The following is a 15,668-nucleotide window of genomic DNA, read 5'->3' as shown; positions in this document are numbered from 1 at the left end:
TTTTCCCAAAACAAAAAAGAACGGGAACAAGTCCCGCTCTACCTACAATAGCTTTTCACCCATTAATGAACCAATTAACGCAACTGCCGCTTCAGCGGTTTTGTTTTTCTCATCTAAAACCGGATTTACTTCAACAAATTCAGCAGACGTTAAAATACCCGCCTCCTCTAAAAGCTCCATTGCGAGATGACTCTCCCGGTAACTAATGCCGCCTGCTACCGGAGTACCTACACCAGGGCATTCCGCTGGATCTAATCCATCTAAATCAAGCGACAGATGGACACCATCGGTTCTCTCCTTTAGATACGCAATCGCTTCCTCCATCACCCTTGTCATCCCTAAACGATCAATTTCATGCATCGTATACACTTTAATGCCTTTCTCTCGAATCAATGCCCGCTCTCCTTCATCTAAAGATCGAGCACCAATTATAACGACATTTTCAGGCTTCAATTTAGGCGAATAACCGCCAATGTTCGTTAAATCTGCATGTCCAAAACCGAGACTGACAGCAAGCGGCATGCCATGAATATTTCCAGAAGGAGAGGTTTCCTCCGTATTCAAATCCCCGTGTGCATCATACCAAATGACACCTAAGTTTTCATAATGCTTGGCTACCCCAGCAAGTGTGCCTATCGCAATGCTGTGATCACCGCCTAAAATGAGCGGAAACGAACCAGATTGCACAATACTGTCAACCTTCTCAGCAAGCAGCTGATTTGCACCAGCATTCTCCGTCAAATTCTTCAGCTTTTCACTTGTATATAAACCTTTCTCATCATCTCTTTGTTCAACTGGAATATCTCCAAGATCCTCTACATCAAATGAGAGCGTTTCCAATTTTTCTTTTACGCCTGCACAACGAATCGCACTCGGGCCCATATCGACGCCCCTTCTCGTTTGACCCAAGTCCATTGGAACTCCAATAATCGTGACCTTCTTTTGCTCTCCCATATGTACATCCCCTTTCCGTTCATGCTTATATTTTACTTTCTTGATGCCTTCTGACTCAACTCGACAACATTTTGAATAGTTATACAGTCCCTCTGCCAACATAAAAAAAGACACCTTTTTCAAAAAGGTGTCTTAACTGGGCTAGCTGGATTCGAACCAACGCATGACGGAGTCAAAGTCCGTTGCCTTACCGCTTGGCTATAGCCCAAAAATGGTGGAGGGGGACGGATTCGAACCGCCGAACCCGGAGGGAGCGGATTTACAGTCCGCCGCGTTTAGCCACTTCGCTACCCCTCCACATATGGAATTGATAAAGAAAAAACAGTGCCGGCAAGAGGACTTGAACCCCCAACCTACTGATTACAAGTCAGTTGCTCTACCAGTTGAGCTACACCGGCATATGGTGGAGGATGACGGGCTCGAACCGCCGACCCTCTGCTTGTAAGGCAGATGCTCTCCCAGCTGAGCTAATCCTCCACATCATGGTGACCCGTACGGGATTCGAACCCGTGTTACCGCCGTGAAAGGGCGGTGTCTTAACCGCTTGACCAACGGGCCAGTTTGTCAAGTTTGTTGTTTCCGTGAAGCTGACAAAAGTTATTATATACAGGTTGTCCCCCTTTTGTAAAGGGGATTTTTATTTTTTTTATTTTCTAACTATTTACTCCCTATTCGTTCAACAATTTGACTGAAATATAATTTCAATATTCAAATATAATATTGAAATTTCATATCATACTCAATATACTGAAAATGAAGAAATAAGGAGGTATGTCACATGCAGCCATCTCAACTGCGTTCTTTGACAACAGAATCAAGAAACCCCAACACAATGGGAATTTCTCAAGCAGATCCGCTTGAAATACTCCAGATGATCAATGAAGAAGATATGAAGGTCGCTCAAGCAGTCAACCTTGTACTTCCACATGTCAAAACAGCAAGTGACTTTGCTTATGAATCCATCTCAAATGGAGGCAGACTCATTTATTTAGGCGCCGGAACAAGCGGCAGAATTGGCGTAATGGATGCTGTCGAATGTCCCCCAACCTATAGCGTCTCACCTGATGTCATTGTTGGCATCATGGCAGGCGGAGACTCAGCTTTTTCTCAAGCTGCCGAAGATGTGGAAGACAGTGAAGAAGCCGGCAAACAGGATTTAGTACACATCCACCTGACATCAAAAGATACAGTCGTCGGTATTGCCGCAAGCGGCAGGACACCTTATATCATCGGCGCTTTAAACTATGCAAAGTCGATTGGAGCTAAAACAGTAGCACTCAGCTGCAATGAACAAGCAGAAATTAGCGAGCTTGCAGATTGCGCCATTGAGGTCATTGTAGGACCAGAAGCCATCACTGGGTCAACAAGAATGAAAGCAGCATCCGCTCATAAAATGATTTTAAATATGCTTTCCACGTCTGTCATGATTAGACAAGGCAAAGTATATGAAAACCTGATGGTTGATGTAAAAGTCAGCAATCATAAATTAAAAGAACGCGCCATCACCATCATTCAACATGTGACAAACGCTTCCTACGAACAAGCCGTGAAGACTCTTGAAGCAGCAGACTTAGAAGTCAAAACGGCCATCGTCATGCTCCAAACAAACACAGACAAGAAAACAGCCAAAGATTTACTCAACAAAACGAATGGCCACATCGACAAAGCGATCTCACGTTATCAATCCTAAAGGAGGCAGAGCTCATGTCAGCAGGTGGACTTACCCTACTACACACAATCAAATCAAAGCTTCCCCAATCTGAAAAAATCATTGCAGACTATATCCTTGCCCATCCTGACAAAGTCATTAAAAGTACAGTACACGAAATCAGTCAGGCAGCCGGCGCAAGCAGCTCTGCAGTCATCCGCCTTTGTAAATCTCTCGGGCTGGATGGCTATCACGATTTAAAAATGCGGATCGCTGGAGACTTGATGCATGACGATAAACAAGGCTACAGAGATATCGAACAAGATGAACCGCTTCAATCCATTATTCAAAAAACAGCAGGAAACTCAATTCAATCGATCAAGGACACCGCTTCTATTTTAAATCTAGAAGCTTTAGAAAAGGCTGTTCAATTACTGCTGCATGCAAATCAAATTCATTTTATCGGAGTTGGTGCATCTGGCATCGTCGCAGCTGATGCCCAGCAGAAATTTCTCAGAATTAACTATGCAGCGACAGCCTTCACTGACATGCACATTGCATCTACGGTCATTGCAAATGCGGGAGAGAATGACATTGTGTTTGGTATCTCCTTTTCAGGAGAAACGTTAGACATCATTCAAGCCCTTCAGCTTGCAAAAGACAACCAAGTGAAAACCATTGCTTTAACACATCCAGGTCATACAAGCGTTTCTGCTTTATGTGATGTTCACCTATCGACGTCCGGTTCCAATGAAGCACCTTTTCGCAGTGCTGCCACTTCCTCTAGAATGGCACAGCTCTACTTAATTGATGTCTTGTTCCTCAGTTTAGCTTCTCGTCAATATGAAGAGACAGCCCAATATATTGACAAGACAAGGCATGCCATCCGCTCCATGAAACGAAAATCAAAGGGGGATTCAACATGAGTCATCAAAAGAAATATCAGCAGTTGGCGAAAGACATTCTTTCACTCTGTGGTGGTTCTGAAAATATCTCTTCCCATACACATTGTATGACAAGGCTCCGAATTACACCGATGGACAATGAAAAAGTTCACGTCACAGCAATCAAAGAACTCGATGGCGTCATTGGCGTCGTCGAAGCAGAAACGCTTCAAATCATTTTAGGCACTGGCGTTGTCAACCAAGTATCAAGTGCGTTTGAAGAGCTGCTAAATGCCTCTGGCTCTTATGATTTAAACAACGAAGCACAAAAAAACAAGCAAGCCATTTCACAAAAGAACCGCACACCGTTCAAGCTGTTCTTACGTCGGATTGCCAGCATTTTCATTCCAATTATTCCGGCACTAGTTGCCTCAGGTCTGATTACCGGAATAACAAAAGCAATCGTGCAAGCAGGCTGGCTTGACGAAAAATCTCAAGCTGCGATTATTTTAACGGTTATCGGTTCTGGACTTTTCGCTTATCTCGGGATATTAGTCGGAACAAATGCCGCAAAGGAATTTGGAGGCTCTCCTGCATTAGGCGCATTAGCTGGTATCCTCATTATTAACCCAGCCTCCGCAGACATTATGTTATTTGGCACAAATATTCTACCAGGCAGAGGCGGACTCATCGGTGTTCTTCTAGCCGCCATCTTTATGGCACTTGTGGAAACCCGAATTAGACGCTTCGTCCCGCAATCACTTGATATCATCGTCACACCAACCATCACACTGCTCATTACAGGTATTTTCACGTACGTTGTCTTCATGCCAGTCGGCGGATTTATATCTGATGCCATCACCTCAGGACTGACTTATCTATTGAATATGGGCGGAATTTTCGCAGGATTTGTTCTTGGTGCTACCTTCCTCCCACTTGTTGTAACAGGACTTCACCAAGGGCTGACACCGATTCATATGGAACTCATCAATTCAATTGGAGATGACCCGCTTCTGCCAATTCTCGCTATGGGCGGTGCAGGACAGGTCGGCGCTGCATTCGCCATTTATATGAAAACAAAAAAGAAAAAGCTCAAAAGAGCCATCGCTGGCGGACTTCCTTCAGGGATGCTGGGCATTGGCGAACCACTCATTTTCGGTGTCACACTCCCGCTGGGACGACCATTTCTCACCGCTTGTCTTGGTGCAGGAATCGGCGGCGCATTTCAAGCCTACTTCCAAATTGCGACGAAAGCCATCGGGGTATCCGGTCTTCCATTAACCTTTATTGTTCACACACATCAAATGCTTCTTTACTTAATTGGACTATTTATCGCATATGTTGCTGGATTTTTCTTCACATACTTATTTGGATTTCATGATGATATGGCTGTTGAATTCGAGGATCACAATCAATAAGGAGGTTTAGACCTTGAAGAAATGTTTTCTTTTGATCACATGTCTGCTCATGCTCCTTGGGTTACCAGTACAAACATTTGCAACTAGCTCCCATCCTGTATCGTCTTTGTCTAAAACAGCACCTGAAGAATATCCCGTTTTAAAAAAAGCAAAACGACCGGAACAAGTAGGTGTTTCTTCCAGGCAGCTGAGGAAGGTTGATCAAATGATTCAAAATGACATCAAAGCAGGATTTCCAGGAGCCGCTCTCATCATTATCAAGGACGGAAAGATCGTCCATCAAAAAGCCTATGGCTACCGGCAAAAATACGATGGCACAACAGAGCTCAAATCGTATAAAAAAATGAAAAAGGATACACTATTCGATCTGGCATCCAATACAAAAATGTATGCGACCAACTATGCGCTGCAAAAGCTTGTCTACGAGAAAAAACTTGATGTCAACGAAAAAATACAGACCATCCTTCCAGATTTTCAGGATGAACCTGATGCAAAAGTAACCGGTAAAGACCAGCTCAGGGTAAAAGATCTTCTCACCCATTCTGCGGGTCTCCCTTCCAGTGTTTTATTTTATAGCAAAGAATCAGCTGGCTCTTTTTATTCTCAAGACAGAAAAACAACGATGAAATGGCTGCCAAAGGTACCGCTGCAATACAAGCCAGGTACTCAGCACATTTATAGTGACATTGATTACATGCTGCTAGGCATGATCATCGAAAAGAAAACAGGCATGCCTCTTGATCAATATGTCGAGTCAACGATTTATCGGCCGCTAGGTCTCAAACATACAATGTTCAATCCACTGCAAAAAGGGTTCAAGCCGAAGCATTTTGCAGCAACTGAACGTTTAGGCAATTCACGAGACGGTGTCATCGATTTTGAAAACATCCGACGGTACACCCTGCTAGGTGAAGTACACGACGAGAAAGCATATTACTCAATGGCAGGTATCTCCGGCCACGCTGGACTTTTCTCGAATACCTCAGATATGGCCGTGCTGCTTCAGCTGATGCTTAATAAAGGAGGCTATGGAAAAACAACCATCTTTGATCAGGCTTCTATCGATCTCTTTACAGCCTCATCTGATACGAACCCAACTTACGGGCTAGGCTGGCGAAAAAACGGTCATACTGACATGGAATGGATGTTTGGAAAATATGCAAGTAACGAAGCCTATGGGCATACTGGCTGGACCGGCACCATGACGTTGATTGATCCTAAACACAATTTAGGTGTCGTGTTGCTGACGAATAAGAAACATTCACCCGTTGTTTCACCAGAAACAAATCCTAATCAATTTGAAGGTGACCTGTTCCCAACTGGTACTTATGGAAGCATCATGACCGCAATCTACGAATCTTTTCAGTAAAAGGAGGAATTAGATGTTGAAAGCTCTCTTCCCCGCTGCACTGGTTTTAGCCCTGCTAACCTCTTCCATTCCAACGGAAAAGGTTAGCTCTGCCTCTCTGCCAACCGCTAAACAAATGGTTCAAGACATGTCACTGGATGAAAAGATAGGTCAAATGCTCATGCCGGACTTTCGCAACTGGCAAAAAAAAGATGAATCCGCACCTACAGGCTTCACAAAGATGAATAACGAAGTATCTCATCTTGTAGAAAAATATCATCTAGGCGGTGTCATCTTATTTGCCGAGAATGTCGTTGATACAAAACAAACCGTGAAACTAACCCATGAATTTCAAAAAGCATCACCAAACATTCCTTTACTCATCTCCATTGATCAAGAAGGCGGAATCGTCACAAGGTTACAAAAGGGAACACATTTCCCAGGAAATATGTCGATTGGTGCCTCTAGAAGCAAAAAAAATGCATATGACACAGGAAAAATCATCGGAAAAGAATTAAACGCCTTAGGCATCAATACAAACTTCTCTCCTGTGCTTGATGTGAATAATAACCCAAACAACCCCGTCATTGGTGTCCGTTCCTTTAGCTCTGATCCTGCTCTTGTCTCTAGACTTGGCCTTCAAACCATGAAAGGACTTCAAAAGGAAAAGACCATTTCCACACTAAAACATTTCCCGGGACATGGTGATACAGCCGTCGATAGTCACTACGGCTTGCCGCTCGTAGAGCATGACCTAGATCGTTTAAAAAAGGTTGAGCTGTATCCGTTCCAACAAGCGATCAATGCTGGTGCAGATATGGTCATGACCGCTCATGTGCAATTTCCTGCCATTGATGACACAACGTATCGAAGCAAAAAAGATGGCGAGGACATCATGGTTCCAGCAACCTTATCAAAAAAAGTCATCACACACTTATTAAAAGAAGAGATGGGCTTTCAAGGTGTTGTTGTGACAGACGCTCTAAATATGAAAGCGATTGCAGATAATTTCGGACAGGAAGAAGCCGTCGTGATGGCCATTAAAGCAGGCGTCGACATCGCTCTCATGCCAGCACCAGTCACCTCATTAAAAACAGAGAAAAACCTAGAGAATGTATTCAATGCTGTCAAACAAGCGATTTTAAAGAAAGAGATTCCGATGTCGCAGATCAACGAATCTGTCGAAAAAATTCTTCAATTGAAAATCAAACGCGGCATTATTTCCTCCAAAAAACCAATCAATCTTGAGAAAAAAGTCAAAAAAGCCACTCAAGTCGTTGGGAAAAAGTCGCACCTTAAAGCAGAACAAAAAATGGCACGTGAAGGGATCACCCTGCTTAAAAACAACAAAAAAACCTTACCTTTCAAGCCTAAAAAGAATGACAAAATCGTGGTCATGGCACCTTACGAAGATCAGACAAAAGCAATGTCTGTCACAGTCGAATCTCTCATGAAACAAAAAAAGATCAAGCCTGTAAGCATCCAGTCATATGCTTTTGCGGATAAAACGTTCACCAAAGATACAGCCAAACTGATTCAAGAAGCTGACTATGTCATCACTGGCTCTTACGTTGTCCAAAATGATCCAGCAGTGAATGATGGCGTAATTGATGACAATGTCCAGGATCCGAAAAAATGGGCAACCGCCTTTCCTCGTGCTGTCATGAAAGAAGCAGCAGCACAAAACAAAAAAATGGTCATCATGAGTCTTAGAAATCCTTATGATGCGGCAAATTTTGAAGAAGCCGATGCCTTACTAGCTGTGTACGGTTTTAAAGGCTACTCAAACGGACAATTCAATCAGCCAAATATTCCTGCTGGACTAGAAGTGATATTTGGAGCTGCATCACCTAAAGGGAAACTGCCAGTTGATATCCCATCTGTCACTCATCCAAATCAAACCCTTTACCCATTCGGCTATGGCCTCAACTTGAAAGGGAAACAGATCAAATAGGAGGGATTCTCTTGAAGAAAACAGTCAGTTTCATACTCGCAAGCTTTCTCATGATGAGCACATTGACCGCTGCCTCTCCCGCAGAAGAACGAATAGTCACAAAAGGGAAAAAAGCATCAGTCAAAACAGGGATCGAAACACTACTCTCAAGCAATCTTTCATGGCTAAAAGGAAAAAGAGTTGGTCTCATTACAAACCCGACTGGCATCGATGCAAATATGAAAAGCAGTGTCGATCTCCTATTTGAACATCCAAATATCAAGCTCACTGCTTTATATGGACCTGAACACGGCGTACGCGGCGATGCACAAGCAGGAGAAGGCGTCGAATCCTATACCGACGAAAAAACAGGGCTTCCTGTTTACTCTCTTTATGGAAAAACAAGAAAACCAACTCCTGAAATGCTGAAAAATGTAGATGTCCTGCTGTTTGATATTCAAGACGTTGGTACTCGTTATTACACCTATATTTACACGATGGCCTATGCGATGGAAGCCGCTAAAGAAAACAACATTCCCTTTGTTGTCCTAGACCGCCCAAATCCCATTGGCGGACTAAAAGTAGAAGGACCTGTTTTAGAGCCTGAACACGCCTCATTTGTAGGGCTCTATCCCATCCCATTAAGACATGGAATGACTGCTGGTGAGCTTGCAAAACTGTTTAACAAAGAGTTTCATATCAATGCTGATGTAACAGTCATCAAAATGAAAAATTGGAAGCGGTCCATGACATTCGATGATACAAAGCTGCCGTTCGTCCTTCCTTCTCCTAACATGCCAACAGTGGATAGTACCTTTGTATATCCTGCCACAGGATTAATTGAAGGCACAAATGTCTCTGAAGGCAGAGGAACGACAAAACCATTCGAGCTCATTGGTGCACCATATATCAATAGCAGCGAGCTGGCAGATCATTTAAATAAGCTAAAACTAAAAGGCGTTCAATTTAGACCTGTGTCATTCACCCCCACATTTTCTAAACATGCCGGTACACTATCTCATGGTGTGCAGTTATACGTCACAGACCGCTCATCCTTCGAAGCGGTGAAAACGGGGTTATCCATTATCAAAGCAATACATGATTTATACCCTAATGACTTTGAGTTCCTTCAAACAGGCAGCTTTGATAAACTCATCGGGAATGGCTGGATGAAAGAAGAAATCAATAAAGGAACTTCCGTCAAACATATGATGAAACGCTATCATCACGACCTCAAAACATTCGAAAAGAAACGAAAAAAATATCTCATCTATTAAGATCACAAAAAAACTTCCATCTATCAAAGGATGGAGGTTTTTTCATGAGAAAGATTTGGTCACAGCAGGTGCTTTCAGCTCAAAACGATTGAGTAAGAAACCAAACAAGGCAGCAAGCACTTGCTGAAACAGCATGCCAATCACCACAGGAACAGCGACAGCAGGCGGGAAAAAGCTAATGGCAAGCACAGCCCCCGCACTAATGTTTCTCATACCGCCCGTATACACGATGGCCACAATCTCTCCTTGAGTACATTTCATCGTCTTTCCAATCAACCATGCAAACGCATATCCGCTCATCGCAATGAGAAACACAGTCGCTGCCTTGCTAAAAAATGCGGCATCCAGTTCACGCAAGTATGGCGCAACAACAGAACTGTTAATCGACACCACTACAAACAAGCCTATTTTTGAAAAAGGTGACAGTGTCTGACTAATCATTTTTGTCACAGCAGGCTTTGCATATTGACGAACGAGCATCCCTAAAATAGATGGAAGCACCACCATCCCAAACAGCCCTTTCATGATCGCGACCATGTCCATATGAACCTGTGTACCGGCCAAAAGTGACAAACTGGCTGGCACTATCAATGGCGAAAGCAATGTATCAATTAAAATAATGGATAACGTTAACCCAACATTCCCCTTATACATTGCCGCCCATATTAAACTAGAAACTCCTGTGGGAATCACCATTGCAAGTGTCAAACCGGTGATCGTCATAGCATCACCCGCAAATATGAGATGTCCCGCTGACCAAGCATAAAGAGGCATCAACACGTGCAAAATCATAAACGATAAAATCAAAGGCAATGGGTGCATCACTGTATGCTTTAAAGCCGAAAAAGTAGAAGACAAACTCCCTGCAAAGGTCATAACAGCAAATACCCATGGCACTAAAAACGTAAAATCCTTTAAATAGGCCGCCAATAAAACACCGAGTAACACACTAAAAGGTGTAATGAGCGGCATCATCCGGCCGAGTACTTGATTCAAACGCACAAGCATGCCGGCCACCTCCATCCCTTCACTTTCTTGCCTTTTCTATTGTAACAGACAGAAAGGCCTTTTTAAGAACCACTCACCTGTTTCATAAGCTTTTGACTTGATGTATCCATTCCAACTACGTCCACCTGGACGCCATTTGCTTGATACCTTTCCTTTATACGTTCTATCGCTGATACACCTGATTCATCCCATATACGTGCTTCAGACAAATCAATCACAACAGATTGGAGTTCTTTCCCCTGATGGAAAGCTTGGATCAAGTCAGTGACAGAAGCAAAGAAGATTTGTCCTTTAACTCGATATTCCCAAGTACCTGTCTGGCTTTCTTTAGACGTAATATGAAGCTTCGATATCTTTGCGACAAAGAATACCGCACTAAGCAGTACACCTGCAAAAACGCCTTTTGATAAATCATGAGTCAACACCACCGTCACGACCGTGACAACCATCACAATAGAATCTGTTTTCGGATTCTTTTTTAGCTGCTGAAAAGAACTCCAATCAAATGTGCCAATGGAAACCATGAACATCACAGCCACTAGAGCAGCCATCGGAATTTGAACCACAACATCACCTAGTACAAAAATCAGCACCATTAAAAAAGCACCCGCTACAAAGGTAGAAAGCCGGCCTCGTCCACCTGCCTTCGTATTAATCACAGATTGACCAATCATCGCGCAGCCAGCCATACCACCAAAGAATCCTGCAACCACATTAGCAATCCCTTGACCTCTCGCTTCCTTGTTCTTATTACTAGACGTCTCTGTCATATCATCGACAATCTGTGCGGTTAAAAGAGACTCAAGTAAACCAACCATCGCAAGTGCTAAAGAATAAGGAAAAATGATAGCAAGTGTTTCCCAACTAAACGGAACTTGAGGAATCAGAAAAACAGGCAAAGAACTTGGAAGCTCTCCCATATCTCCAACAGTTCTAACATCAATATGTCCAAATACAGCAAATAATGTCATTACAATAATGGCAATGAGTGGGGAAGGTATCACCTTTATCACCTTAGGCAATAAATAAATGATCAGCAGGGCACCACCTGTCATCATATACATGGCTAATGATTCCCCAACGAAATGTGGAAGCTGAGCCATGAAGATCATAGTAGCCAACGCATTGACAAAGCCAACCATGACGGACCTCGGAATAAATTTCATCAAACGAGATACTCGGCACAATCCGAACACAATTTGAATCAAACCCGTCAAAATCGTAGCTGCAAACAAATATTGCAACCCATGATCAGCAACCAAGTGAACCATGACGAGAGCCATAGCCCCTGTTGCAGCCGAAATCATGCCTGGGCGTCCACCAACAAACGAAATCACAATCGCAATACAAAACGATGCATACAACCCGACTTTCGGATCAACGCCCGCAATAATCGAAAACGCAATGGCTTCAGGAATTAAAGCCAGCGCGACTAATATACCCGCAAGAACGTCCTGACGTACATGTCCAAACCATTCTTGCTTTACAAATAAATCTTTCAAACCATCTACTCCTTTTTATATACATTCCGTACATGGAAAAAGAAGATCAACTATACCTGGAGATGAAGAAAGGAAAAACAAACGATACTTCACTTTCGGGGGAAAAGAGGAACGTACAGAGTCTTTTGATATAGAGGATATCACTTTAGTAAGAATAAAAGAAAGAGACTGAAGAATCAAGAACAAAAAGAAGGAGATAAGTAAAAAAGCGATGCAACAATGCTGTGCAAGCCGTTTTATTCGCTTTCCTAAAGTCATCAGTCTATTGATCATCGAGCAGTTCAATATATATGTAAACAAACAAAAAAAGCCTTCTCATCATCGAGAAACCTTGTCATATCAACATATAGAGGAAAGCTTCCAAGCGGGCTCGAACCGCTGACCTCTTCCTTACCATGGAAGTGCTCTACCTACTGAGCTATGGAAGCATGGCTCCGCAGGTAGGACTCGAACCTACGACCGATCGGTTAACAGCCGATAGCTCTACCACTGAGCTACTGCGGAATGATAAAGTAACTTCTTCCATTGGAAGGATATAAACAAAAAGCTTGGCGGCGTCCTACTCTCACAGGGGGAAACCCCCAACTACCATCGGCGCTGAAGAGCTTAACTTCCGTGTTCGGTATGGGAACGGGTGTGACCTCTTCGCTATCGCCACCAAACCTGATGGAGAGAATGTTCTCTCAAAACTAGATAACAATGTTCATGCTTCACATTAGAATATAGGTTAAGTCCTCGATCTATTAGTATCTGTCAGCTCCACGTGTCACCACGCTTCCACCTCAGACCTATCAACCTGATCATCTTTCAGGGATCTTACTTCCTTGCGGAATGGGAAATCTCATCTTGAGGGGGGCTTCATGCTTAGATGCTTTCAGCACTTATCCCGTCCGCACATAGCTACCCAGCGATGCCCTTGGCAGAACAACTGGTACACCAGCGGTGCGTCCATCCCGGTCCTCTCGTACTAAGGACAGCTCCTCTCAAATTTCCTGCGCCCGCGACGGATAGGGACCGAACTGTCTCACGACGTTCTGAACCCAGCTCGCGTACCGCTTTAATGGGCGAACAGCCCAACCCTTGGGACCGACTACAGCCCCAGGATGCGATGAGCCGACATCGAGGTGCCAAACCTCCCCGTCGATGTGGACTCTTGGGGGAGATAAGCCTGTTATCCCCGGGGTAGCTTTTATCCGTTGAGCGATGGCCCTTCCATGCGGAACCACCGGATCACTAAGCCCGACTTTCGTCCCTGCTCGACTTGTAGGTCTCGCAGTCAAGCTCCCTTGTGCCTTTACACTCTGCGAATGATTTCCAACCATTCTGAGGGAACCTTTGGGCGCCTCCGTTACATTTTAGGAGGCGACCGCCCCAGTCAAACTGCCCACCTGACACTGTCTCCCTGCCCGATAAGGGCAGCGGGTTAGAAGGTCAATACAGCCAGGGTAGTATCCCACCGATGCCTCCACCGAAGCTAGCGCTCCGGTTTCCAAGGCTCCTACCTATCCTGTACAAGCTGTACCAACATTCAATATCAGGCTGCAGTAAAGCTCCACGGGGTCTTTCCGTCCTGTCGCGGGTAACCTGCATCTTCACAGGTACTATAATTTCACCGAGTCTCTCGTTGAGACAGTGCCCAGATCGTTGCGCCTTTCGTGCGGGTCGGAACTTACCCGACAAGGAATTTCGCTACCTTAGGACCGTTATAGTTACGGCCGCCGTTTACTGGGGCTTCAATTCGCACCTTCGCTTACGCTAAGCGCTCCTCTTAACCTTCCAGCACCGGGCAGGCGTCAGCCCCTATACTTCGCCTTACGGCTTCGCAGAGACCTGTGTTTTTGCTAAACAGTCGCCTGGGCCTATTCACTGCGGCTTCTCGGGGCTTTAACACCCTAAGAAGCACCCCTTCTCCCGAAGTTACGGGGTCATTTTGCCGAGTTCCTTAACGAGAGTTCTCTCGATCACCTTAGGATTCTCTCCTCGCCTACCTGTGTCGGTTTGCGGTACGGGCACCTCTCACCTCGCTAGAGGCTTTTCTTGGCAGTGTGGAATCAGGAACTTCGCTACTAAATTTCGCTCGCCATCACAGCTCAGCCTTTACGGGAAACGGATTTGCCTATTTCCCAGCCTAACTGCTTGGACGCGGATATCCAATACCGCGCTTACCCTATCCTCCTGCGTCCCCCCATTGCTCAAATGGTGAGGAGGTGGTACAGGAATATCAACCTGTTGTCCATCGCCTACGCCTTTCGGCCTCGGCTTAGGTCCCGACTAACCCTGAGCGGACGAGCCTTCCTCAGGAAACCTTAGGCATTCGGTGGACGGGATTCTCACCCGTCTTTCGCTACTCATACCGGCATTCTCACTTCTAAGCGCTCCACCAGTCCTTCCGGTCTGGCTTCACAGCCCTTAGAACGCTCTCCTACCACTGTTCGTAAGAACAGTCCGCAGCTTCGGTGATACGTTTAGCCCCGGTACATTTTCGGCGCAGAGTCACTCGACCAGTGAGCTATTACGCACTCTTTAAATGGTGGCTGCTTCTAAGCCAACATCCTGGTTGTCTAAGCAACTCCACATCCTTTTCCACTTAACGTATACTTTGGGACCTTAGCTGGCGGTCTGGGCTGTTTCCCTTTCGACTACGGATCTTATCACTCGCAGTCTGACTCCCAAGGATAAGTCATCGGCATTCGGAGTTTGACTGAATTCGGTAACCCGGTAGGGGCCCCTAGTCCAATCAGTGCTCTACCTCCGAGACTCTTACCTTGAGGCTAGCCCTAAAGCTATTTCGGAGAGAACCAGCTATCTCCAGGTTCGATTGGCATTTCACCCCTACCCACACCTCATCCCCGCACTTTTCAACGTGCGTGGGTTCGGGCCTCCATTCAGTGTTACCTGAACTTCACCCTGGACATGGGTAGATCACCTGGTTTCGGGTCTACGACCACGTACTCATGCGCCCTATTCAGACTCGCTTTCGCTGCGGCTCCGCATCTTCTGCTTAACCTTGCACGGGATCGTAACTCGCCGGTTCATTCTACAAAAGGCACGCCATCACCCGTTAACGGGCTCTGACTACTTGTAGGCACACGGTTTCAGGATCTATTTCACTCCCCTTCCGGGGTGCTTTTCACCTTTCCCTCACGGTACTGGTTCACTATCGGTCACTAGGGAGTATTTAGCCTTGGGAGATGGTCCTCCCGGATTCCGACGGAATTTCACGTGTTCCGCCGTACTCAGGATCCACTCTGGAGAGAACAACATTTCAGTTACAGGGCTGTTACCTTCTTTGGCGGGCCTTTCCAGACCTCTTCGCTTATATCGTTCCTTTGTAACTCCGTATAGAGTGTCCTACAACCCCAAGAGGCAAGCCTCTTGGTTTGGGCTGTTCCCGTTTCGCTCGCCGCTACTCAGGGAATCGCATTTGCTTTCTCTTCCTCCGGGTACTTAGATGTTTCAGTTCCCCGGGTATGCCTTCTCATACTCTATGTATTCAAGTATGGATACTACTCCATTACGAGCAGTGGGTTTCCCCATTCGGAAATCTCCGGATCAAAGCTTGCTTACAGCTCCCCGAAGCATATCGGTGTTCGTCCCGTCCTTCATCGGCTCCTAGTGCCAAGGCATCCACCGTGCGCCCTTTCTAACTTAACCATTTCTTACTTTAGAAAGAATCACTATGTGTGATGAACTTTG

Annotated in this window: 9 protein-coding genes, 7 tRNA genes and 2 rRNA genes; 6 read left to right on the top strand and 12 right to left on the bottom strand. The window is 45.1% G+C overall.

Annotated features, from left to right (window positions below):
• Positions 1-42 precede the first annotated feature (42 nt).
• The 6 genes from rocF to NSQ34_RS01035 all read right to left on the bottom strand — a co-directional run bounded on the left by rocF (position 43) and on the right by NSQ34_RS01035 (position 1,512).
• Entirely contained in the window at positions 43-954 is a 912-nt protein-coding gene (gene rocF, locus NSQ34_RS01060; protein ID WP_024424450.1) for an arginase, read from the bottom strand.
• Positions 955-1,090: 136 nt separating this feature from the next.
• A tRNA-Gln gene (locus NSQ34_RS01055) sits at positions 1,091-1,162 on the bottom strand.
• A 4-nt stretch (positions 1,163-1,166) separates the two neighbouring features.
• Positions 1,167-1,251, bottom strand: a tRNA-Tyr gene (locus tag NSQ34_RS01050).
• A gap of 28 nt (positions 1,252-1,279) precedes the next feature.
• Positions 1,280-1,352: transfer RNA gene (locus NSQ34_RS01045), tRNA-Thr, on the bottom strand.
• A 3-nt stretch (positions 1,353-1,355) separates the two neighbouring features.
• Positions 1,356-1,431: transfer RNA gene (locus NSQ34_RS01040), tRNA-Val, on the bottom strand.
• A gap of 6 nt (positions 1,432-1,437) precedes the next feature.
• Positions 1,438-1,512 (bottom strand) — tRNA-Glu (locus tag NSQ34_RS01035).
• A gap of 220 nt (positions 1,513-1,732) precedes the next feature.
• On the opposite strand from NSQ34_RS01035, the gene murQ reads away from it, so the two are divergent.
• From murQ to NSQ34_RS01005, 6 genes are read left to right on the top strand one after another with little or no spacing between them, the layout of a single operon-like run.
• Entirely contained in the window at positions 1,733-2,644 is a 912-nt protein-coding gene (gene murQ, locus NSQ34_RS01030) for an N-acetylmuramic acid 6-phosphate etherase (RefSeq protein ID WP_041115366.1), read from the top strand.
• A 14-nt stretch (positions 2,645-2,658) separates the two neighbouring features.
• A complete protein-coding gene (locus tag NSQ34_RS01025) occupies positions 2,659-3,528 on the top strand; it encodes a MurR/RpiR family transcriptional regulator (protein ID WP_098677725.1) in 870 nt (289 codons plus the stop codon).
• A complete protein-coding gene (locus tag NSQ34_RS01020; RefSeq protein ID WP_024424453.1) occupies positions 3,525-4,904 on the top strand; it encodes a PTS transporter subunit EIIC in 1,380 nt (459 codons plus the stop codon). Before NSQ34_RS01025 ends, NSQ34_RS01020 begins: the two co-directional genes overlap by 4 nt.
• Positions 4,905-4,917: 13 nt before the next feature.
• Entirely contained in the window at positions 4,918-6,273 is a 1,356-nt protein-coding gene (pbp4b, locus tag NSQ34_RS01015) for a penicillin binding protein PBP4B (RefSeq protein WP_176967374.1), read from the top strand.
• A gap of 13 nt (positions 6,274-6,286) precedes the next feature.
• The gene (locus NSQ34_RS01010; protein WP_065215427.1) at positions 6,287-8,206 is read left to right on the top strand and encodes a glycoside hydrolase family 3 protein; all 1,920 of its coding nucleotides are present in this window, start codon (positions 6,287-6,289) and stop codon (positions 8,204-8,206) included.
• Positions 8,207-8,217: 11 nt separating this feature from the next.
• Positions 8,218-9,462 carry a DUF1343 domain-containing protein gene (locus NSQ34_RS01005; RefSeq protein ID WP_098677726.1) on the top strand — a complete coding sequence of 415 codons (1,245 nt, stop codon included), beginning with the start codon at positions 8,218-8,220 and terminating at the stop codon, positions 9,460-9,462.
• A gap of 42 nt (positions 9,463-9,504) precedes the next feature.
• On the opposite strand, the gene NSQ34_RS01000 is transcribed toward NSQ34_RS01005, so the two are convergent.
• The 6 genes from NSQ34_RS01000 to NSQ34_RS00975 all read right to left on the bottom strand — a co-directional run bounded on the left by NSQ34_RS01000 (position 9,505) and on the right by NSQ34_RS00975 (position 15,626).
• Complete coding sequence (locus NSQ34_RS01000; RefSeq protein WP_034283929.1) at positions 9,505-10,470, bottom strand: bile acid:sodium symporter family protein; 966 nt, start codon at positions 10,468-10,470, stop codon at positions 9,505-9,507.
• Between the two features lie 62 nt (positions 10,471-10,532).
• On the bottom strand, positions 10,533-11,972 hold the full coding sequence (locus tag NSQ34_RS00995; protein WP_342501008.1) for a SulP family inorganic anion transporter: 1,440 nt from the start codon (positions 11,970-11,972) through the stop codon (positions 10,533-10,535).
• 355 nt (positions 11,973-12,327) lie between these two features.
• Positions 12,328-12,400 (bottom strand) — tRNA-Thr (locus NSQ34_RS00990).
• Position 12,401: 1 nt separating this feature from the next.
• A tRNA-Asn gene (locus NSQ34_RS00985) sits at positions 12,402-12,476 on the bottom strand.
• A gap of 42 nt (positions 12,477-12,518) precedes the next feature.
• A 5S ribosomal RNA gene (rrf, locus tag NSQ34_RS00980) occupies positions 12,519-12,634 on the bottom strand.
• A 61-nt stretch (positions 12,635-12,695) separates the two neighbouring features.
• Positions 12,696-15,626 (bottom strand): 23S ribosomal RNA (locus NSQ34_RS00975).
• Positions 15,627-15,668: the final 42 nt, after the last annotated feature.

It is taken from the genome of Bacillus sp. FSL P2-0069 (assembly GCF_038593315.1).
Taxonomy (GTDB): Bacteria; Bacillota; Bacilli; order Bacillales; family Bacillaceae; genus Bacillus; species Bacillus safensis.
The sequence above is the reverse complement of the archived record's forward strand: the minus strand, read 5'-3'. Positions and strand labels throughout refer to the sequence as shown.

Coding starts and splice junctions, on each gene's coding strand:
- rocF (WP_024424450.1), bottom strand. CDS start 954: ATGGGAGAGCAAAAGAAGGTCACGATTATTGGAGTTCCAATGGACTTG.
- murQ (WP_041115366.1), top strand. CDS start 1,733: ATGCAGCCATCTCAACTGCGTTCTTTGACAACAGAATCAAGAAACCCC.
- NSQ34_RS01025 (WP_098677725.1), top strand. CDS start 2,659: ATGTCAGCAGGTGGACTTACCCTACTACACACAATCAAATCAAAGCTT.
- NSQ34_RS01020 (WP_024424453.1), top strand. CDS start 3,525: ATGAGTCATCAAAAGAAATATCAGCAGTTGGCGAAAGACATTCTTTCA.
- NSQ34_RS01010 (WP_065215427.1), top strand. CDS start 6,287: ATGTTGAAAGCTCTCTTCCCCGCTGCACTGGTTTTAGCCCTGCTAACC.
- NSQ34_RS01000 (WP_034283929.1), bottom strand. CDS start 10,470: ATGCTTGTGCGTTTGAATCAAGTACTCGGCCGGATGATGCCGCTCATT.